We start from the raw sequence: 19,666 nt of genomic DNA, 5'->3' as shown, positions 1-19,666 counted from the left end.
GCTCAGGACTCTCCAAGCCAGAATGTATCCGGCATGTAGACACCGAAATAGGCGGTCGGGTCGTAGCCGTAGAGCGCCTTGTCAGGCAGATTGCGCAGCCGCGATGACGCCAGAACCGGCTGATGCGTTCCGTTCACGGTGCCGATCGAAAACACCTGATCGGTGTAGATCGACAGCATTGAATTCCAGATTTCGGCGCGCTCCGTGGCTTCGGTCGATGCCTTCCAGCGCTTGAGTAAAGCCATCAGCTCGACCACAGGCGGAAGATCGGGCGCCTCACCGACCTTGCCATGAGACAAGTAGTGAGCACCCCAGAGCGGCCATTGCAGCTGGTCGTCGATGGTGGGGGCCAGCTGGTACGGGTTCATGTCGGCGGTCGGCACGCCATTGTCGATGCCCGACCACATCGACATCATGATCTGGCCGCCAAGCGCGCGGCTGCGGAAGATATCGCGCTGCGAAGTCCGGATGAACAGGGCGATCCCGATCTTGCGCCAGTGATCGGTGATGAGTTCGAGCGCGTCGGTTTCCAGCGTGCTTTCGCCGGCCGTTTCCACTATGATCTGCGCAGGGCGTCCATCGGGAAGTATCCGCAGGCCGTCATCGTCACGCGTCTGAAGCCCGGCCTCGTCGAGCAGGGCATTGGCTTGGTCGGGATCATGGGCGACCCAGGCTTTCGCGAATTCCGGCCGGTAGAGCGGGCTCTCCGGCAGGACCGTATCGGCACTTTCCTGCGCCAGTCCGTAGAACACGGCCAGATTGATCTCGCGCCTATCCACAGCGAGCGAAAGGGCGCGGCGCACGCGCACGTCACGAAGAAGGCCACGCCACACCTGGTCGGCACAATTCAGATTGGGCAGCAGCGCCAGCCGCGAACCCTGGGTGCGTTTCCAGAGATGCATCTTCACCGGGTAGCGCTTCTCCGCATCCTTCAGGAAGGAGTAGTCGGTGAAGTCAATTCCCATGCTTTGCAGGTCGCTCTCGCCCGCACCGGTCTTGGCGGAAATGATCGCCGGCGAGCTGACATTCATGACAATCCGGTCAACATAGGGCAGTTGCCGGCCATTCTCGTCTATTCGATGAAAGAACGGGTTGCGCTCGAAGACGAATTGCTCGGCCGGCGGCTTGGTCCGGTTTTGCCAGGGATCGAGCGTCGGCAGTTTCGGGTTCTCCGGGCGATACTGCCGCGACATGCGGATATGCAGGAGCGTCCATTTCCGGGCCCGGTTCTCCTTCATTAGGCCGGCGAGCCGGAATGGATCCTGGTATTTCTTGTGAAACTGCTTGAGATAGGCGGCCGGCAGAACAAGCGATAGCGGCGAAGCAGCAGCGAGCTTGGGCAGAAAGTCGGGATTGGGCGCATCCCAACTATAGCGGACCGTCGACGGATCGACGATCTCGAAGCGTGGCGGCTTGCCGTCCGCCAGCAGGGGCGGGGCAAGCCCGCCTTGCGAAAGCTCATCGTTCAGCCAGACATCTTCCCAGCAATAGCGAAAATCCTCCGGCGTCAGCAGGCTACCGTCAGACCATTTATGCCCTTCCCGAATCTTGAAAGTGAAGATGCGATCATCCGCTACGTCGAAACTTTCGAGAATGTCGGGTTGCAAGTTAAGCTTTTCGTCATAGCCGACCAGGCGAGCATACCCGTAGATCGTCATCATCCGGATATCTTTCTGGCTGCCGATGATCGTGCGCAGCGTGCCGCCATACTGGCCGGGCTGCCGGCCCATCGCAGCGAGATTCAACGCGCGCGGGCTTTTGGGCAGGCGTTCGGCGAGTGCCGGCAGCGTCTTGGCCTTCAGCTGCGGCTGAAGAAATTCCGGCTCCAGATCGCCGGCGCGCAACGTGCCCGGCAGAAATGCCGAAGCCATGAGTCCAAGGACGGTGCGCCGGCTGATCAATGGCGTAGCTCGCTGACATCGGCCGAACGTCGCGCCAGCACGAGGTGGCCGCCGCCAAGATCGAGCGGTGACAGCATATCCTCGTCGCTCTCGTCGCGGAATTGTGGTCCCCATGCGCTGGTGTCGGAAGCGCCGCTGAGCTTCAGCGTCTTGAAATCCATCGGCCTGTCGAGATCGGCGAAAGGTACTGCGGCGACCAGTGAGCGTGTGTAGGGGTGGACCGGTTTCCTGAGTAGAATTTCGCGCGGCGCAAGCTCGACGATACGCCCGCCGCACATCACCGCGATGCGGTCTGCCATGTAGTCCACCACCGCCAGGTTGTGGGATATGAACAGGTAGGTCAGGCCCAATTCCTTCTGCAGGTCCTTCAGAAGGTTCAGGATCTGCGCCTGGACAGAGACATCAAGCGCCGAAACCGGCTCGTCGCAGATCAGGAGCTCAGGCCCCAGAGCCAACGCGCGCGCGATGCCGATACGCTGACGCTGCCCGCCGGAGAAACTGTGCGGATAACGCTTGATGAAGCGCGGATCGAGCCCGATTGCCTGCATCAGGCTCTTGACCGTGGCGAGTCGGGACGCGGCATTGCCACGCTGATGGATTTCCAGCGGCTCGCTCAAGATGTTCTCCACCGTCATGCGAGGTGAAAGCGACGAAACCGGATCCTGGAAGACCATCTGGATTTTCGCGCGCAGCATGCGCAGGGCGTCACCCTCGGCTTCCAAGACGTCGATCGGTCCATCGCGGCCGTTGAAGATCAAAGAGCCGCCGCTAGGGGTGACAGCCCGCATGAGGATCTTGCTGACGGTGGTTTTGCCGGAGCCGCTTTCGCCGACCAGACCCAGGCACTCACCCCGCCTGATATCGAAGCTCACGCTGTCCACGGCGCGAACAGAGGTTTGATGATCCCCGCCGAACCATCCGGACTTGCGGGTGGTGAAGGTCTTTTTCAGATCCCTGACCGACAGCAGGATGTCGTCCGGCCCCTTCGATGCCGGCGCAGTCTGCTCGCCGAGCAGGTTCCCGACATTCACCGGCACCTCGCGGAGCGCCTTTAGCCTTTCGCCAGGCTTCAGGTCGAAATGCGGAACGGCTGCCATCAGGCCCTTCAGGTAAGGGTGACCTGGCCGGCGGAATATCGCCTCGACAGGTCCCGCTTCCATGATCTCGCCATGGTAGATGACCACCACCTCGTCGGCGACATTGGCGACCACGCCGAGGTCGTGCGTGATCAGTAGCATCGCCATGTTCAGCTTGGTCTGAAGCCCGCGCAGCAATTGCAGGATTTGCGCCTGGATGGTGACGTCCAACGCCGTCGTCGGCTCGTCGGCGATCAACAAGGCGGGCCGGCAGATAAGCGCCATGGCGATCATGGCGCGTTGACGCAATCCTCCCGAAAGTTCAAAGGGATACATGTCGTAGGCGCGCTTGGGATTGGGAAAGCCGACAAGGCCGAGCATTTCCTCGGTCCGCGCCTTGCGCTCTGCCCGAGCCATGGGCTTATGAACCTGCAGGGATTCGCTGACCTGGTTGCCGATCGTGTGCAGCGGCGACAGCGATGTCATCGGCTCCTGAAAGATCGTGCCGATGCGGCTGCCTCTCAACGCCCGGATATCGGGTCCGTCACGCGGCATCTGCAGGATATCCTGCGTCGTGCCGGGCTTTTCAGGATCGGAAAACAGAATACGGCCGCGAACATGGGCTGTCTTCGGCAAAATGCCCATCACTGCCTGGCTTATAACCGATTTTCCGGAACCGGACTCGCCCACAAGCGCGGTAACCTTGCCGGGCAGGACGCGAAGATTTGCACGCCTGACGGCATGCAACGGTCCCCCGATAAGGGCAAAAGAGATGCCAACATCCTCGATCCGCAGCAGATCAACACCCGAATTCATTCTCACATCAGCCCGACTCTGGCAGCCTGCCGGGCGGCAGACCCAGAAAGCGAGACTAGCGCATTGCCAGCCTAGAGCAACTTGGATTCGAATCGGTCGCCAGTTCCCTGGCGGAACCGGCGACCCGACTGCATACCAAAGGCGTTCGGATCAGATCGTGGCGGTTACTGGAGCTTTCTCGGGTCGCCCGCCGACAGCCGCGCGGCATCGCGATGAAGCAGCATGACCTGTTCGGCGTCCGATATTCGGTCGTAAATCGGCTCCAGCGCACCGTCCTCATCGAGTGCGAGAGCACCCGACAGATCGGGTGAAAGCACCGTCAGCTTCTGCTTGATGCCCGCCAGTTCCTCGTTGCCGAGCGTCAGCCAGCCGTTGGCGCCGCAATAGCCTGCGAAGTCCTTACTGGCGAGAACGCTGTGCGGATATTTCTTGGTCAGGGTCTGGAGGCGCTGGACCTCGTTTACAGCCGAGCCGAAGACAGAGAATGTTAGCCGGTCGGTAAGTCCGACATTGCCGAACATCACATTGCCGACATGCAGGCCGATGCCAAATTTTATGTCGCCCAATCCCTGCTCCTTTCTGCGCAGATTGAGATCCATCATGCGCGCGGTGGCCTTGTGCGTTGCCGCAAGAGCAGCCTGGCAGGCGGTCTCGGACTGCGCACGGTGCCTTTCGCAAGGGTAGACGGCAATGAAGCCATCACCTATGAAACTCATGATCTGCCCGCCTCTGCGATTGAAAGGTGCAGCAATGGCATCGAAAAACTGGTTCAGCGTATCGATGTAGATTTCGCGGCCGGAAGTTTCGGCAAGCCTTGTCGACCCGCGCATATCGGCCATGACCAGCGCGGCCCGGATTGTGTCGCCCTCGCCGCGCTTGATCTGGCCGTCCAGCACGCGCCTGCCGGCGTCGCCGCCGAGATAAGTGATCATCATGTTGTCGGCGAGCTTGGTGAGCACCGCCATCTTGGTTGCAATAGCGAGATGGTTCTGGATGCGCAGCAGCGCCGAAATCATGCTGTCGCTGAAGCCTGAAGCACTGTCGGTGGACCAGGACCCGATCATGCCCTGACTGGTATTGCCGCTGAAGGGATGGACGAAAGCCATGTAATCGGTCACGCCCATAAGCCTGAGGTCATCGAAAACAGGAAATTCCGACGGCACCGACGGGTCGAGCCGGCGCCTCAGATGGTCGAGCTTGTTGCTGAGCAGATGGTAGTATGGGCTGGTCAGGAATCTGTCAGAATGAACGCCGTCCTCTTTGCGGAAGCCTTCCACTTCCATGCCCTGGCCGCGAAGCCAGGTGAAGCCAAGCGCGTCATAAAGCGGATGAAGCATCGAAAAGCTCAAATGCACCCGCTTCAGCGGCAGGCCGGCAGCAGCCAGCCGTTCACAAAAGCCCTTTACCAATGTTTCCAGGTCGTTGCCCGCCAGCGCCGATTGGGTCAGCCAATCGGCAACCTTATCCATGAGAATGGTGGAAATTTCTGCTTGCGCTGTGCTCATGCTCTCTCGAGACCCGTCAAAGACGAGCCATTCTCCTTTTGATCCGCCACAACACGTCCGCTAACGACCCAAAGACAAGACCCTCGAAGTCAATGAAGCCGGCTTGGGCGGCAAAAGCCGGCGAAGGGACATTATGTGGCGAGGCTGCCGGCGGAGTGCAATCACGATCCTGACATCAGGCAAAAAATTCGCCGGCTCAGACGCCGTCAGGCCTTCACCACCGTCTCTCGGGCCAGCCCGAGGCGGCCAAAAACATTGCGTGTGTCGACGATCAGAAGAGCGTGATCAGCGATCGCCTGATAGTCGATCGCGTCGTGGTCGGTTGCAACGACGACAGCATCGAAATCCTTCAAGGCCGTCTCGGTCAATTCGACCGAGCGACGCCCCTTGATCGCCATATGCTCCCGTGTCGTCGGGATCTCGGTAACATGCGGATCGTGGAATTTCCGCCTTGCCGCCCCATTCCTCGATGAGTTCAATGAGCCGCAATGAAGGGCTTTCGCGGATGTCGGGCACATTCTTCTTATAGGCGAGCCCGATGATGAGAATGCGCGAGCGGCTGAGCGCCTTGCCGCAGCGCCGGTCCAGCGCCTTCGCCAGTTCATCGACCACATGACGCGGCATGGCCGTGTTGATCTCTGCCGCCAGCTCGATGAAGCGGATCGGCAGTTCGTATTCGCGCGCCTTCCACGTCAGGTAGAAGGGATCGATCGGAACGCAATGCCCGCCAAGTCCGGGGCCAGGATAGAAAGGCATGTAGCCGAAGGGCTTGCTCTTTGCCGCCTCGATCACCTCCCAGATGTCGATGCCCATCGCACCGAGCACGACCTTCAACTCGTTGACCAAGGCTATGTTGACCGAGCGGAAGATGTTTTCCGTCAGCTTGACCGCCTCGGCGGTCGCCGTGGTGGAAACCGGAACGACGGTCTTGACCACGCCCTGGTAGAAAGCCTGCATGAGTGTCGCCGCTTCAATGCCGTCGCCTGCCACGACCTTGGGGATCGTCGCGACTTCAAAGCTGCGGTTGCCGGGATCCTCGCGTTCGGGCGAGAAGCCGAGGAAGAAGTCTATCTTCGACTGCAAGCCGGTTTCTTCCAGTATGGGCTTGATCACGTCGTCGGTGGTGCCGGGATAGGTGGTCGATTCCAGCACGATCAGTTGGCCGAGGCGCAGATGCTTCGCGATGGTGCCTGTCGTGTTCCTGACAAAGGAGAGGTCCGGCTCACGGTTTTTCGTCAGCGGTGTCGGAACGCAAATGATGATGACATCGCAGACCGCCAGTTCGGCAAAATCCGCAGTGGCGCGGAACCGTCCGCTCGCCACCTGGCCGGCAAGGGCTGTCGACGTCACCGCCTCAATATAGGATTGGCCGTTGTTCAGGCTCTCGACCTTCTGGGCTTCGATGTCGAAGCCGGAAACCGGGAAGCCGGCGCGTGCGATCGCAACCGCCAGCGGCAACCCGACATAGCCCAGTCCGATCACGCCGACTTGCGCGGCGCGCGCGGAAATCCGGTTCAGAAGACGGTCATATGTCGTGAGGCGTCCAAAAATCTGCTTTCCGTCAATTCGGACCGTCCGCTCCCATGGCGAAGCTCACCTGGTTCCCCAAGAACCCCGAGGCATATTGCGGAAAATCGTTTTCCGCAAGCCGTCGTCAGACCGGCACCTTCGCCTTCAGGCTTGCGGCGGCCATCGCATAGCCGCCGGCGGCGCCATCGATGAAATGAACGTGATCGCGCTGCAGCGGCGAGGCGACGAGGCATGTCATCAAGGCCGATTTCTGGCGGTGCAGGCCATAGTTGCAGATGCCCGCCTCTTCCGCCTGTTTCAGCCGGTTCTCGATCCGTTGCAACACATCCGCGTCAACGTCGATAGTCATCTTCAAGCCGTCGTCGAACTTCCGGAAATCCGAATTGCTGGCCACGTCGCGTTTGTAGATCTTCGGATCGAAACTGCCGATCGTCCAGCCATATCTGTCGGTGACAGCCGTAAGCGTCAGCAGGAACAATATCCACAGCTTCGACAGCCACCGCCAACCTGCCGGTGCCATGGCCCGCGCCTCGATATCGATGCCGGCGGGCGAAAAACTGTAGGCCGGCCCGTTCACCGGCAACGGGTGGCCTTCGCGTTCCTGCCCGCCGGCAAGGGCGATGATGTCGGAAGCCAGAAACTGAAAACCGCGCAAGTCGCGCGACGCCCCCGGTATGGCTATGATCGAGACGATTTCGCCATGCCGGGCTTCGATCGGGTTCCAGCGGCAGGAGAGGCCGGTCAGATCCGGCCGCGCGCCGGCCGGCGCAGGATCGATGCGGTAGCGCCCCGCTTTCATCTCGGCTTCCGCCCAACTGCCGCCACCGCCGGCGAACATGGCATAGAAGACCGCTTCGGAGGCCCGGAACCTCGCCACGCGAACGTCGAGGCCTTGCGCTCTTATATCCTTTATCGGCACGATTGCGGCACGCAAGGTCAGGTCCAGTTCGTCCGCCACCCATCTCTGGACAGCCGCCAGCGCGTTGCGGGTGATCTCCAGCGCCGAGCCGGGAAACGCCACGAGCGCGCCGTCGCCGCCGAAGACAAAGGGAAGATCTTTCCGACCCAGCGCATTGAGCAGCGCCGAAATGACGCTGGCGCCGGCCATATTGACGGTTTTATAGCGCCCAGCCCCGATCGCCTTGGTCGAGCCGACGATGTCGGCGGTGGCCAGCGCCCAGCCATCCGGGAGAGGCCGATAGTTATCGATATCGGCAACGCTTTCGAATTTTGCGAAAACCGGCAAAGAAGCGACAAACGGGTCGGACGCGGCAGCTGTTTCCATAAGCATCAGATAGCACATTCCACTGCTTGAAGGTGAAGTCGATCATGCTTCGAAATTGACTCGCGCAGGCTTTCCGATGATAGGGTCCGGCGATGCGAATTGCCTTCTATGCGCCGCTGAAGTCGCCCAATCATCCCGTTGCCTCCGGCGACCGCCAGATGGCACGGATGCTGGTCAAGGCGCTGGAGCATGGAGGGCATAGCGTCGAACTAGCATCCGAATTGCGATTCTATCTACGCGAACCGGAGTCGAAAAGTTTCGATGCGCTCAAGATCGAGGCCCGAGAGGAAGCCGCGCGGCTGGCAAAGCTTTGGGATCGTGACGGCAAGCCCGATCTCTGGTTCTCCTATCATCCCTATTACAAGGCGCCCGACCTGATCGGACCCGAGCTGGCGTCGGCCTTTGCTATCCCCTATGTGACAGCGGAAGCCTCCTATTCGAGGCGGCGCAACGCCGGTTTGTGGGCCGATACGCAAGCGTTGGTGGCGCGAGCCGTCGAACAGGCAGCGCTGAACATCTGCTTCACGCAAAGGGATCGTCAGGGACTGACGGATGCGATTCCCGAGGCCGTTCTCGGTATGCTTTCGCCCTTCATCGACACATCGGTATTCCGGGAAATGCCGGCACGGGGTTGTCCGACGCGCCTCGTTACCGTCGCCATGATGCGCCCGGGTGACAAAGCCGAAAGCTATCGCATGCTGGCGCAGGCGCTCGGTCCGATCGGCCACCTGCCCTGGACCATGTCGGTCGTCGGGGATGGGCCTGCCCGTGACGAGGTCAAAGCGCAATTCGCCGGCTTGCCCGCCGACCGTATCGAATGGCTTGGCGCGATTGAGCCAGCCGCCGTGCCGGATGTCCTCTACAGTGGGGGAATTTACGTCTGGCCGGGTTACGGCGAGGCCTATGGCATTGCCTATCTTGAAGCACAGGCCGCCGGCCTTCCGGTGGTGGCACAGGACATCGCCGGCGTGCCGGAGGTCGTGCGGGATGGCCAGACCGGGTTTCTCACCCCGCCGGGCGATGTGGCGGCGTTCGCTTCTGCCATTGAAAGGCTTCTCGCCCGTAACGACGAAAGAACCATCATGGCCGCGGAAGCCAGACGTTTCATCCTCGAAGAACGTTCCCTCGGTCCTGCAGTGGCGCGTCTGGCCGAACTTCTTGCGAGGATCCCGGTTTCATGACATCCGATCAGATCTGGCGGCCCTTGGTGGAAGAACTGGCGTGCCGGCAACGGGCGGACCGTAAGGCAGAGTTTTGGCTGCGCGACGACGACGCCGTGGATCCGACGCCTGCGCTTGATCGGCTGCTCGACCTCACCGGTGAATTCGCGGTTCCGGTCACTCTGGCCGTCATTCCGGCCCTGACTGATGAGAAGCTTGTCGTCCGGCTTGGCGAGGCGCCGCATGCCACGGTCGCCATCCATGGCTGGGCGCACCGAAATCATGCGCCCGAGCACCAGAAAAAGCAGGAGCTCGGCGCGCATCGGCCGCGCGAGGCCGTGCTCGATGATCTGGCTCGCGGGCTGACGCATGTAACCGACCTGCACGGCGCACGTGCCGTTCCGATGCTGGTGCCACCCTGGAACAGGATCGACGCCGGCTTGGTATCCGACCTTGGATCGATAGGATTTTCGGCATTGTCGGTCTATGGGCCGCCGGTGCCGGCTTCACTTGCGGTCATCAACAGCAATGTCGACATCATGGATTGGCATGGCACGCGCGGCTGCCGCGACCATGGCCTATTGGTTCAGGCTATCATCGCGCAATTGCAGCATGCAATCGACGGCGGCGAACCGGTCGGCCTGCTCACCCACCATCTCGTACATGATGAATCGGCCTGGCTCTTCCTCGAACGGCTGTTCACAGTCACCGCTCAGACTGAAGCCTGCGCATGGCTTCCGATCAGGACATTGATCGGGCGCAGCGCCGGCAGAGGAAAATAGCTCAGCGCTTTTTGCGCAATGAGACTGGAAATTTGAGCGTCTGGCCATCCCGCGCGGCAAAAGCGCCGGCAAACCTGTCTTTGGCCAGTTTCTGGATCTCGTCCAGTTCCGCATCGGTCCGTGTCGGATCGTGGTGAAACAGCGCAAGCCCCCGCGCACCGGCCGCCTCACAGAGCTTGACGCCCTGCTGCCATGTCGAGTGCCCGTAACCGCGGCGGCGTTCCATTTCCTCCTCGGTGTAGGTGCAATCGTAAATGACGAGGTCGGCATCTTCGATCAGGCCGAGCACCGCCTGATCGAGTTTGTCCGGTTCGTGCTCAGTGTCTGTGATCACCGCCACGACGCGGCCGCCCCATTCGACTCGGTAGCCTATGCAGCCGCCCGGATGGATAAGACTGCCGGTTCGGACCACCACCCCTTCGCGCGGCCGAAGCACGTCTCCGGATACGAAATCGCGATAGTCGAGGCTTGCCTTGCAGATCCCCAGTTTCACCGGAAACCACGGCGGCCGCATGAACTCATCGACCATCTGCCGGGTCGTCATGTGTCCTGCAAGATGCCCTGACCAAAGCGTAACCTTGACGCTCCGGTCATAGATCGGCGCAAAAGACGGCAGCCCGATGATGTGATCGTAATGGCAATGGGTGAAAAGCAGATCGAAATCGGTCACGGCCAACGCCTGAAGCGCCCCGCCGGCAGGCCGTAGGCCAGAGCCTGCGTCGAACAGAAGCGTATGCCTACCGCATCGCATCTCAATGCAGATTGTGTTGCCGCCATAGCGAGAGAATTCCGGCCCTGATACCGAAATGCTGCCGCGCACACCCCAAAACCTGACCAGGAAAACGTCGTCGTCCATGCTACCCCTTCGCCCATCCTAGCCAAACAACCGCTGCTAGGCGAGACAGGCTTTCTCCGGGTGACCTTCTCAGCAAGAGGACAATCCCATCACGACGGCGAGGATCGAGCGCACGTCATTCGTTATTTCGCGCTTCGTGCGTCGATCAGATCCGCGGTCGTATGGCTTAGGCGATCGGCAAGGACCCGCAATATCTCGATGGTCATTTCCGGGAACTCCCTCATAAGCCTCAGGAAATGATCCTTGCGGATTCTCAAGGCTTCCAGCGGACTTGCCGCTCTGACGGTGGCAGTGCGGGAGCTGTTGCACAATATGGCGATCTCGCCAACAATCGAATTTGGCTCCAGTTCGGCAACTTTTATCGGTCCGCTGTCGGAATCAACCAGAATATCCGCCCTGCCTGAAAGGATGACATAGGCGGCGTCTCCCTCGTCGCCCTGCCGGAAAAGGATCTGACCGGCGCTGTAGCTCACACGATCGGATGTGAACGCAAGCAGCTTGAGCTTTGTCGGCTCGATGGCAGAGAACAAGGGAACGCGTTGCAGCATTGCAACTTCATCCTTGAGCAGCATTGTCGCAAACCTTCCCAAAATTCGCGTTTGCCAGACTAGAGCAACGGACGCCCAGATGGAATGAATTCTGTTTCCGGGATGGCGAGACGCCCTTCGCCGAATCCCTTGACCTTGCAGTAAATTCCCACCGGCAGAATGATCCCATCTGATTGTCCGTTGCTCTATGACAACAGTTCCTTGAAGATACCGTTCCCTGCCAAAAGTGTCTCGGGTGTTCCGTCTTCCACCAATTTACCCGAGTCGAAGACGATAACGCGATCGAACATCATCCCCATCGCCGGATTCGTCACGACCCACACAATTGCCGGCGAATGGTCGTCGCGCCTGGCTTCCTCGAGCACGTTTCGCAGCACCTTATCCTGCATGCGCTGGTCGAGCGCCGACAGCGGCCGGTTGAGAATGAGAAAATCAGGACGCTTGAGCAGGGCCCGGGCAACATCGAGCTTCTGTCGCTGTCCACCGGTCAGCCGCCTGCCGCCGGAGCCGACGTTGAAGTCCAGGCCGACATCCAGAAGTTCGGCATAAAGCCCCAGTTCGTCAAGAATGTCATAGACGATGGAGCGTATGTGGTCCGGCGCGTCGGGATGGTTGTTGCCCACACGCCCGAACAGGACATTATCCATGACGGTGGCCGCGGCAATGTATTTGGCAGGATCATACCGTTCGATCGCATTTTGCAGCTCGGGCGGCAGGTTTTCATAGAAGCGGTTGCGTGCAGCGACGATCTTGCTCATCAGCTCGTCGCTCAGCAGGCCGAAGCGGTGCCGAGGCTCGATATAGGCAAAGCTCAAGGTGACGATCATGGCGCGGTCGTTCTCCGAAACCGCCTCGTGGGAACGGTTCTTGAGCCGTTGCAGCAAGGTTTCGTAGGTGGGTATCTCCTCGGCGCTCATGAAGGCGAGCTGCTGGAAGAACTGGTGATCGGGCGGCAGGTCGGCAAACAGCTCGATCGCCTGTTCGGCGATCTCCATGCCCATTTCGTAGAGCGTGCGGTCGAGGCCAGCTTGCCTCAGCACAGAAGCAAAATAGGGATTGGCCGCTAGAGCCCTGTCGGCCAGTTCGGGGCCGGCGGCAGCGCCGAAGAGCAGGTTTTGGCCGATCGTTGCTTCCTTGTTATAGGCGCCCGGTTCGAAAGGAACCACCAGTCCGCTCAGCCCTTCGTGTTCCAGCCGGGTTCGCAGCGCCGCACGCAGTTCGACGATCCGCCTGGCAAGCTCCGTGTGACGCGTGAGGTCGGCCGAAGAGCGCAAGCCAAGATCCAGAATGTCGCGCGATAGAACAACCGCGTCGAGCACCCGGCGTACGGCTTCAAAGAGGTCGTGCGGGCCGGTAGCGCCGGCGGAAGCATAGTTGATCCAGTCGCTGTGGATATCAAAATCCGGATTGCCCGACCGGCGCGCCTCGTGGATGTTCCAGCGGTGCTGGTCTGCCGCAGCACCGTTATAAGGCACCGATGTCAGCGGCGCATGCTTCAACCCGTAGAGCAGGTTATCGCGGAGGCTTGCCTGGAACAGGAAAACATCCGACGAGGCATAGGACATGCGCCGGCCGGTCACTGCTTCGGGGAGTTCAAGCAGGTCGTCGGCGCCCGAAGCGATCCTTCCGCTATCCGGCCAGTTCAGCCGCGCGAAGGCTTCTGCAAGCGCCTCGGCTCCACCTGTTGCGGTACTGACCAGCGCCACCGTCTCACCCGGCTTGATCTGGAGGGAGATACGGTCGAGGAGCATTGCACCGCCATCGTCTGCTATGGACAGACTGATCGCCGACAGGGGGTTGGTCATCGGATCGGGATCGTCGATCGTCAATGCCCCGATTCTCGGCGCAATGAGACCCTCGGCGGTGAACTGTTCAACAACCTGCTGATATTTGACCTGGATATCCTGCCGCGCCTGATCCCAGTCGATCAGTTCTTTCATCGGTCCGGGCAGATCCTTGTAGGCGCCGATCACGGCCACGAGCTGACCGACGTCCAGCCGCCCCTGGATGACCAGATACCCGCCGATCATGTAAAACAGAAAGGGCGTGACCTGCGCGAGAAAATTGTTGAGGAACTTCACCATGAATTTCCATTGGTAAAGATCGAAGCGGATCTTAAAGATGAGCCCGAGCCGGGCAGCTATGTCGGCGCGCTCGTAGTTTGATGTGTCGTGGACGTGAACCGCGCCGATGCCGTCGACGATTTCGCCAACCCGGCCCGAAAGCGCGCGCGCCGTCAACTGCCGTTCGCGCCCGAGCACGATCAGCCGCCGCCGCATTCGCGGGATGAGCGCGATCTGGATCACCACGATCACGGCCGCTATCATTCCGAGCCAGAAGTTCTGGACCACGATGAACAGCATGGCCGTCAGCGCCTGGCCGCCGAGCAGCACCGGCTGCACGAAGGCATCGCCGATGAAGCCGCCCAGCGGCTCCACCTCGTCCTTCACCATGGTCGCCACTTCGGCGGATTTCACCCGCTTGAAGTAAAACGGCGGAAACCGCAGCACACGATCGATCAGATCGAAGCGGATACGCCGCAGCATGCGTTCGCCGAGGCGGCCCTTGTAGGTGTTGATGTAGAGTTTGAACAGGCCGTTGATGACGACTAGCAAGAGGAACACAAGGCTCAGGGCAAACAGCGTCGCCTTGCGGTCGAGCTGAAAACCGGAGAAGAACTGGACCTCTCCGATGAACGGCAGGTTATAGTGTAGCCTCATGAATGGCTGGGTCGCGCCCGGTTGCTCGAAGCCGCTACCTTGGATCGGGCCGTTGACGATCAGCTTCGGCAGGTCGAAGGACATGAAATACGGGATCATCGAAAGCACGACGATCATCAATATCCAGAGCTGCTGCTTCTTGGTGTGCGTCCAGATATAGCGGGCTATGCTGGGTTCCATATGGACCCCTCAGTTGGAAGGATGCAGGATGTAAAAGCACCTGCTGGCCAATGGCGTATCGGCAATTTCTTCGTCGCCAACGACAAGCTCGAAGCTGCAGCGCACGGAGATTGTCCAGCGCTCAACGATGGAAGGAACCTGCGAGGCGGCGCGATCCAGTTCCGGCGCATGGTCGATGATAACGTCATAGGCATTGTTGATCAGCGAAGAAAGCAGCTGGCCAAACGGTTCGCGGCTTCCGCAGTGTTTTGGCGAATAGAAGAGCAGCACGAGGCCGCCGCTGCGCCGCTGGTGCTGGCGGATGGACGCCGATGGTCCGGACAGATGCAACAGGCTCTCTCCGGCACCGGGCAATGGCGAAGCCGCTTGCAGCATAATCACGTCCGCGAATTAAACAGCCTTGCGGGAGGCAAGATTGCGTTGTGTCGCCCGAAATCCCAACATACAAGACCAATATGATGGATGTCACGCAACCACGCAATGCCGGCCTGGAATGGCACGAGCAAGCCTTGGACCTCACGCGGGGAATTGCTGCCTATGTCAACTGCCCTGTGGTGGCAGGGCTGGCCCGCGTCATCACCAAGCATCCGAAGGCCGACATCGCCAACGCCTTCAACCACAAGCAGGTCGCCTGCAAGATGTGGGCGCTCGACAGGCTGTTCGAAAGCTGCGGCGGCCGGTTCGGGCGCATATGGGTTCTGGGCGGATGGTACGGCGTATTGCCGGCGATGCTTTTCAACGACGCCCGCTTCGACATCGCGGCGGTCGATAGCATCGACATCGATCCCGAAGTCGCGCCGGTCGCCCGGACCCTCAACCGGGAAGCCGGCGACCGGTTCCGGGCGCTGACGGCAGATATGTACGCACTCGACTATGCGGTCGGGCGGCCCGACCTGGTGGTCAATACGAGCTGCGAACACATAGCCGATCTGCGCGCCTGGCTTGCTCTGCTTCCGCGGGGCACGACTGTACTGCTGCAATCGAACGATTATTTCAGCGAGCCGACGCACATCAACTGCGTGGCTTCACTTGCAGCCTTCGAAGCAATGGCGGCGCTACGGGAGGTGCGGTTCTCCGGCGAACTGCCAACAAAAAATTATACGCGCTTCATGCTGATTGGAACTGTTTAATGCGTTTCGCCCAAAAGCGCGTAGCGCGTCGCACGAATCTCGCCAGACGCGACGCGCGTTAGGATCTATCGTCTGTTTGATCATGAACTTTTCCGAAACCGGGCCCCACTTTTTAGGGACCATGTTCAATACCGCTCGCGCAGGATTTGCGCCGAGCGACGCGCGCCTTCCAGATCGAGACGATGCGCGGCTGGCGTCGGTCCCACAAGCGCCTGTTCGATCGCTTGCGCCAAACCTTCAGGCGTTAGGTCCTTTTCCATCAGCACCGTTGCAAGATCGAGTTCTTCGAGCATCAGGCTGCGAACCGTCTGTTCGGTTTCCCCGCCGCCTGCAAATGGAACGAGCAGAGAGCGACAACCCGCGCGCAGGACATCGCAGACCGTGTTGTAACCCGCCTGCGAGACTGACAGGCGGGCGCCGGTCAGCAGGCTGGCGAAATCCTCGCGGAACCGGAAGATGGACAGGACCGGCGAGGCATCGCGTGCGATCGCGTCAAACTCGTCTTTCGGCAGGTTTGGGCCGGTGATCAAACACCATTTCCAAGCGTTGTTGGCATTCCGCGCCGCTGCGATGGTGGAGCTGACAAGGCTCTTTCCGGCAGCCCCGCCGCCAACCGACACCAGAACGTCGAAGCGCTCGGAGGCCGCGGGCGATGGCGGCGCGGCAACGAGCCCTGTGTAGGTGACCTCGGCCTTGATCGCCCCAGCCAGTGGAAATGTCTTGTCGATGGTTGCGAAAACCGGATCGCCGTGGACCATAACAAGGTCGAAATGGCTGTTGATCAGATCGACCGTTTCCTCGTTCCGGCCCGGCTTGACGCGCTCCTGAAGGATATCACGGACGGACGTCACCAGCAGCGGTCTGGGCGACATCGCGTCGATGGCCTCGATCAGCGGCAGGAGTTCGAAACGCATCTGCCGGCGTCCAAATGGAAACGCCTCGACAATGACGATATCAGGCCTGCAATCCCGGAATGCCTGCAGCAGCATCTCTGAACGCCATTTCTTGAAATCATCGTCGATGGGTTTGCCCTGCAGGTCGACAAGTCCGGAAAATCCTTCATCACCGGAGGTGACAGGTGGCAGGGTTACAGATTTTACACCCAGTCCCGGAAACCCCGCGATCGGCGCCCCGCCGGTCACGACGGTTACGTCAAACCCGTCATCGACCAGAGCCGCCGCAATGCGGCTGGCGCGCGCGAGATGGCCGATACCTAGCAGGTGCTGGACATAGAAGAAAGCGCGCAGCCGCTTCATTCGGCGGCCTGCCACTCCCGCTCGAACAGTTCCTTGAGCTGTCCAATGCTTGCCATATGATCGAAATTGCCGCGCACGCGCCGCTCTGCGGCGTCGCCGAGGCGGGCGCGCAACACGGGATCACGGATCAGGCGCTCCAGCGCCTGTGCCAGGGCAATTGGGTCTTCCGTCGGAACCAGCAGCCCGGTTTCATCCGGCGATAAAAGCTCCGGCACGCCGGAAATATCGGTCGATACGCAGGCAAGCCGCTGGCTAGCCGCCTCCACCAGAACATTCGGCAGACCGTCCCGGTCGCCATTTGCGGCAATCCTGCAGGCCAGGGCGAAGATGTCGGCACAGCGGTAGTGCTCAAGCACCTCCTCCTGCGCAAGCGCGCCTTTCCAAGAGACGCGACCATCCAGGCCGAGCTTTTGCGCCAGCGCCTTGAACCGTTCCAGTTCCTCGCCGCCGCCGATATGCTCGAAACGCCACGCCAAATCACCAGGCAAGAGGGCAAGGGCCTCCAGCAAGGTATCGTAACCTTTCTTTTCAACGGCGCGCCCGACACTCAGAACGATAACCGGTTCGGCCGGCGCCGAGCCGTCATGATGCTTTCGCGCCTCGCCGAAACCGCCGAAGCGATCAAGGTCTAGCCCATGATAGCTCAGGTGCACAGACGAGTTGCCGTTAGCGAGTTTTTTCAGACGGTCGAAGCCGGCTTTCGTGCAAGTGACCGTCCAGCGCGCCGAGGAAAGCTTGCCAGCCAGATCCCAGTCCGCCGAAGTCCAGATGTCCTTGGCATGGGCCGAGCAGCTCCAGGGCAGGCCACGAAGCTGGCTGGTATAGCGCGTCACCGATGCCGGTGTGTGCGCGAAATGTGCATGCAGCCAGCTCGCGCCTTCCGGCCATTCGGCCGCCAGCACGAGCGCTTGCCCGAAGCGGCGCGCGCGATTGCGCGTAAAGTCGCGGCGGATATCGGTAGCCAGCGATCCGAGCGCGCGCCAGAAGCCCGGCCGCAGCAGATAAGCAAACAGCGAGCGAACCACGCGCAGCGGCTCTTCATGCAGATATTCCGGCAGATAATGGACGGGCGCTTTGATCTCGTCATGCACGGGGTGGCGTTTTGCGTCGGTCGGCCGCCTGAGCGCGACGAGTATCAGGTCGAACCCCGCACGCTCCAGACCGAGCAGTTCCTGCGCGATGAAGGTTTCCGACAGCCGCGGATAGCCCTTCAGAACCACGACGATCTTGCGATGTTGCAACTCAGTTCATGCCTTCAATGACCGAAAGGTGATGGCCGCCCCGCCGGTCGAGCAGTTCCGCGACGATTTCGGAAATGTGAGGCAGCCCTTCCAGCGTCAGATGCGGATGGCTCTGCGATGGGCCGGGCCGGTCCGGCAGCACCTCCAGTGCATTGGCAAACCGCTGGGAATCCTCGGCTTCTTCCGGCAAAAGCATCTCGATGAGGCCGAGTTCGGCTGCGCGCCGTGCTCGGATCAGTTGTTCCTCGCGGGGCTTGACGCGCGGCACGATCAGCGCCGGCTTGTCGAAAGACAGTATCTCGCAATAGGTGTTGTAACCGCCCATCGCCACGACTGCCTTGGCGCCGGCAATCAGCTCTTCCATGCGGTTGTCGAACTCGATGATCTTGATATAGGGGATCTTGGACCCCTTCTTGAGCAGCTTGTTGCGCTTGCGCGCCGGCATGTATGGCCCAAGCACGATCAGCGCCCTATGCTGCAATTGGGGATCCTGCTGATAGGCATCGATGACGCTGTGGATCAGTTCGGCGCCGTCACCGCCGCCACCGGTGGTAACGAGGATATAGTCGCCCTCGGGCCGGTGGCCGGGCAACTCGTTCTTCTGCAGGCTCCGTTGCAGGAAACCGACGAACTTCATCTTTGCTCTGATAGCCGGCGGCACATCCAAGCCGGTCAACGGATCGTAGAAATCCGGCGGACCATAGGCCCAGATCTTGTCGTAGAACAGGCCTATCTTGCGCATCACATCCCTGCGTGCCCACTCTGCTTCGAGCAAATGCGGCGCGTCCATCACCTCGCGCAGGCCAAGCACGAGCGTGGTGCCCCGCGTCTTGAGGTAGGACAGCGTGTCCTCGATCTCACCGCGCAGGCCGAGCGGTTCCTTGTCGACGATGAAGATATCCGGCCGGAAGGTCTCGGCTGTGTGGCGGATGATCGACTGGCGCATTCTTAGCGTCTCATGTAGATCGATATCCTTTTCCAGCGAGGTGTATTCGCCGTTGCGCAACTTGATGACGCTGGGGATCTTCACGAAGTCGACACGGGCGCGGTAGTCGAAGGCGCCAGCGATAGTCGCACCCGAAATGATAAGCACCTGAAGTCCGCGGAAATCCTCAACCAGCGAATGCGCGATCGTCCGGCAGCGCTGCAAGTGGCCGAGCCCGAACGTGTCGTGGCTGTACATGAGAATTCGAGCATTTTGTGCGTGCTGGGTCATTGTTGAAAGTCTTTTAGAATTCTCGGCTTGAGGACCGTTGGTGACCCGCACGAAACCATCCTCGCGAATCTACCGACCTGTTTTGAAACATGAGGGCGCAATTTTCAATTCGTATTACCCAAGAGGGTGCATATGCTGAAACTAGGAAGCTGCGTCTACTTAGCGGCCTGCTTGCCACGTGGTCCAGAAGAACCTGCATCATTTCACTGGTATTGACCATCTCGGATTCTCGGCGGCCTTGACCGCCACCGCGGACATCCTAAACATTGGGCCCGGCGGCCGCGTTTTGAGCATCTTCCCATACGGAATGTCATCGAGTAGCGTGCAGGGCGGCATGTGACGGCGCTCTCTTTGGCGAATGCACTGCCGCACCTTCAGCAGTTGCCGTCGGCAGATGGGGCTGCTGTCACAACCCGGTGCTTGCCGTGACAGATTGTTCCCGTCCCGGTTCGTTTTAGCACCGA

14 protein-coding genes and 1 pseudogene are annotated in these 19,666 nt (G+C 60.4%); 3 read left to right on the top strand and 12 right to left on the bottom strand.

The genetic code is table 11. From position 1 onward, the window contains the following. Nucleotides 1–2 precede the first annotated feature (2 nt). From AC0L3L_RS26230 to AC0L3L_RS26210, 5 genes and pseudogenes are all read right to left on the bottom strand, one after another. Nucleotides 3–1,901: an ABC transporter substrate-binding protein gene (locus tag AC0L3L_RS26230; RefSeq protein WP_473639832.1), complete on the bottom strand. Its 1,899-nt coding sequence runs from the start codon at nucleotides 1,899–1,901 to the stop codon at nucleotides 3–5. Next, a complete protein-coding gene (locus AC0L3L_RS26225) occupies nucleotides 1,898–3,793 on the bottom strand; it encodes an ABC transporter ATP-binding protein (RefSeq protein ID WP_473639829.1) in 1,896 nt (631 codons plus the stop codon). Before AC0L3L_RS26225 ends, AC0L3L_RS26230 begins: the two co-directional genes overlap by 4 nt. A gap of 164 nt (nucleotides 3,794–3,957) precedes the next feature. Then, entirely contained in the window at nucleotides 3,958–5,298 is a 1,341-nt protein-coding gene (locus AC0L3L_RS26220) for an adenylate/guanylate cyclase domain-containing protein (protein WP_473639828.1), read from the bottom strand. Nucleotides 5,299–5,504: 206 nt separating this feature from the next. Further along, nucleotides 5,505–6,849: pseudogene (locus tag AC0L3L_RS26215) on the bottom strand (nucleotide sugar dehydrogenase). A gap of 103 nt (nucleotides 6,850–6,952) precedes the next feature. Beyond that, nucleotides 6,953–8,113, bottom strand: a complete 1,161-nt coding sequence (locus AC0L3L_RS26210; protein WP_473639894.1) for a DUF3095 domain-containing protein — start codon at nucleotides 8,111–8,113, stop codon at nucleotides 6,953–6,955. Nucleotides 8,114–8,205: 92 nt separating this feature from the next. Between AC0L3L_RS26210 and AC0L3L_RS26205 the strand changes: the two genes are divergently transcribed. Further along, nucleotides 8,206–9,294 (top strand): glycosyltransferase family 4 protein, encoded by a 1,089-nt coding sequence (locus AC0L3L_RS26205; RefSeq protein ID WP_473639826.1) that lies wholly within the window; start codon nucleotides 8,206–8,208, stop codon nucleotides 9,292–9,294. Further along, on the top strand, nucleotides 9,291–10,055 hold the full coding sequence (locus AC0L3L_RS26200) for a polysaccharide deacetylase family protein (protein ID WP_123148673.1): 765 nt from the start codon (nucleotides 9,291–9,293) through the stop codon (nucleotides 10,053–10,055). Before AC0L3L_RS26205 ends, AC0L3L_RS26200 begins: the two co-directional genes overlap by 4 nt. A gap of 1 nt (nucleotide 10,056) precedes the next feature. On the opposite strand, the gene AC0L3L_RS26195 is transcribed toward AC0L3L_RS26200, so the two are convergent. The 4 genes from AC0L3L_RS26195 to AC0L3L_RS26180 form a co-directional block, all read right to left on the bottom strand. Beyond that, nucleotides 10,057–10,911, bottom strand: coding sequence for an MBL fold metallo-hydrolase (locus AC0L3L_RS26195; RefSeq protein WP_473639824.1), 855 nt, complete (start codon nucleotides 10,909–10,911; stop codon nucleotides 10,057–10,059). 122 nt (nucleotides 10,912–11,033) lie between these two features. Further along, on the bottom strand, nucleotides 11,034–11,483 hold the full coding sequence (locus AC0L3L_RS26190) for a cyclic nucleotide-binding domain-containing protein (protein ID WP_123148675.1): 450 nt from the start codon (nucleotides 11,481–11,483) through the stop codon (nucleotides 11,034–11,036). 161 nt (nucleotides 11,484–11,644) lie between these two features. Continuing rightward, a complete protein-coding gene (locus AC0L3L_RS26185) occupies nucleotides 11,645–14,359 on the bottom strand; it encodes an ABC transporter transmembrane domain-containing protein (protein WP_473639822.1) in 2,715 nt (904 codons plus the stop codon). A 9-nt stretch (nucleotides 14,360–14,368) separates the two neighbouring features. Further along, nucleotides 14,369–14,734, bottom strand: a complete 366-nt coding sequence (locus AC0L3L_RS26180; protein ID WP_473639819.1) for a hypothetical protein — start codon at nucleotides 14,732–14,734, stop codon at nucleotides 14,369–14,371. A gap of 80 nt (nucleotides 14,735–14,814) precedes the next feature. On the opposite strand from AC0L3L_RS26180, the gene AC0L3L_RS26175 reads away from it, so the two are divergent. Continuing rightward, complete coding sequence (locus AC0L3L_RS26175) at nucleotides 14,815–15,489, top strand: methyltransferase domain-containing protein (RefSeq protein WP_473639817.1); 675 nt, start codon at nucleotides 14,815–14,817, stop codon at nucleotides 15,487–15,489. Between the two features lie 125 nt (nucleotides 15,490–15,614). Here the strand turns inward: AC0L3L_RS26175 and AC0L3L_RS26170 are convergent, their stop codons facing one another. The 3 genes from AC0L3L_RS26170 to AC0L3L_RS26160 are packed head-to-tail and all read right to left on the bottom strand — an operon-like array spanning nucleotide 15,615 to nucleotide 19,202. After that, nucleotides 15,615–16,745: a glycosyltransferase family protein gene (locus AC0L3L_RS26170; protein WP_473639815.1), complete on the bottom strand. Its 1,131-nt coding sequence runs from the start codon at nucleotides 16,743–16,745 to the stop codon at nucleotides 15,615–15,617. Continuing rightward, a complete protein-coding gene (locus AC0L3L_RS26165; RefSeq protein WP_473639813.1) occupies nucleotides 16,742–17,986 on the bottom strand; it encodes a glycosyltransferase in 1,245 nt (414 codons plus the stop codon). Before AC0L3L_RS26165 ends, AC0L3L_RS26170 begins: the two co-directional genes overlap by 4 nt. A 1-nt stretch (nucleotide 17,987) precedes the next feature. Continuing rightward, a complete protein-coding gene (locus tag AC0L3L_RS26160; RefSeq protein ID WP_123148680.1) occupies nucleotides 17,988–19,202 on the bottom strand; it encodes a glycosyltransferase family protein in 1,215 nt (404 codons plus the stop codon). Nucleotides 19,203–19,666 lie beyond the last annotated feature (464 nt).

Source organism: Mesorhizobium sp. WSM4849, from assembly GCF_055811385.1.
The sequence above is the reverse complement of the archived record's forward strand: the minus strand, read 5'-3'. Positions and strand labels throughout refer to the sequence as shown.

What these genes read in the sequence shown, in the direction of transcription:
- AC0L3L_RS26210 (WP_473639894.1), bottom strand. Translation starts at nt 8,113, where the DNA reads ATGGAAACAGCTGCCGCGTCCGACCCGTTTGTCGCTTCTTTGCCGGTT.
- AC0L3L_RS26225 (WP_473639829.1), bottom strand. Translation starts at nt 3,793, where the DNA reads ATGAATTCGGGTGTTGATCTGCTGCGGATCGAGGATGTTGGCATCTCT.
- AC0L3L_RS26185 (WP_473639822.1), bottom strand. Translation starts at nt 14,359, where the DNA reads ATGGAACCCAGCATAGCCCGCTATATCTGGACGCACACCAAGAAGCAG.
- AC0L3L_RS26180 (WP_473639819.1), bottom strand. Translation starts at nt 14,734, where the DNA reads ATGCTGCAAGCGGCTTCGCCATTGCCCGGTGCCGGAGAGAGCCTGTTG.
- AC0L3L_RS26220 (WP_473639828.1), bottom strand. Translation starts at nt 5,298, where the DNA reads ATGAGCACAGCGCAAGCAGAAATTTCCACCATTCTCATGGATAAGGTT.
- AC0L3L_RS26190 (WP_123148675.1), bottom strand. Translation starts at nt 11,483, where the DNA reads ATGCTGCTCAAGGATGAAGTTGCAATGCTGCAACGCGTTCCCTTGTTC.
- AC0L3L_RS26205 (WP_473639826.1), top strand. Translation starts at nt 8,206, where the DNA reads ATGCGAATTGCCTTCTATGCGCCGCTGAAGTCGCCCAATCATCCCGTT.
- AC0L3L_RS26170 (WP_473639815.1), bottom strand. Translation starts at nt 16,745, where the DNA reads ATGAAGCGGCTGCGCGCTTTCTTCTATGTCCAGCACCTGCTAGGTATC.
- AC0L3L_RS26200 (WP_123148673.1), top strand. Translation starts at nt 9,291, where the DNA reads ATGACATCCGATCAGATCTGGCGGCCCTTGGTGGAAGAACTGGCGTGC.
- AC0L3L_RS26175 (WP_473639817.1), top strand. Translation starts at nt 14,815, where the DNA reads ATGATGGATGTCACGCAACCACGCAATGCCGGCCTGGAATGGCACGAG.
- AC0L3L_RS26195 (WP_473639824.1), bottom strand. Translation starts at nt 10,911, where the DNA reads ATGGACGACGACGTTTTCCTGGTCAGGTTTTGGGGTGTGCGCGGCAGC.
- AC0L3L_RS26160 (WP_123148680.1), bottom strand. Translation starts at nt 19,202, where the DNA reads ATGACCCAGCACGCACAAAATGCTCGAATTCTCATGTACAGCCACGAC.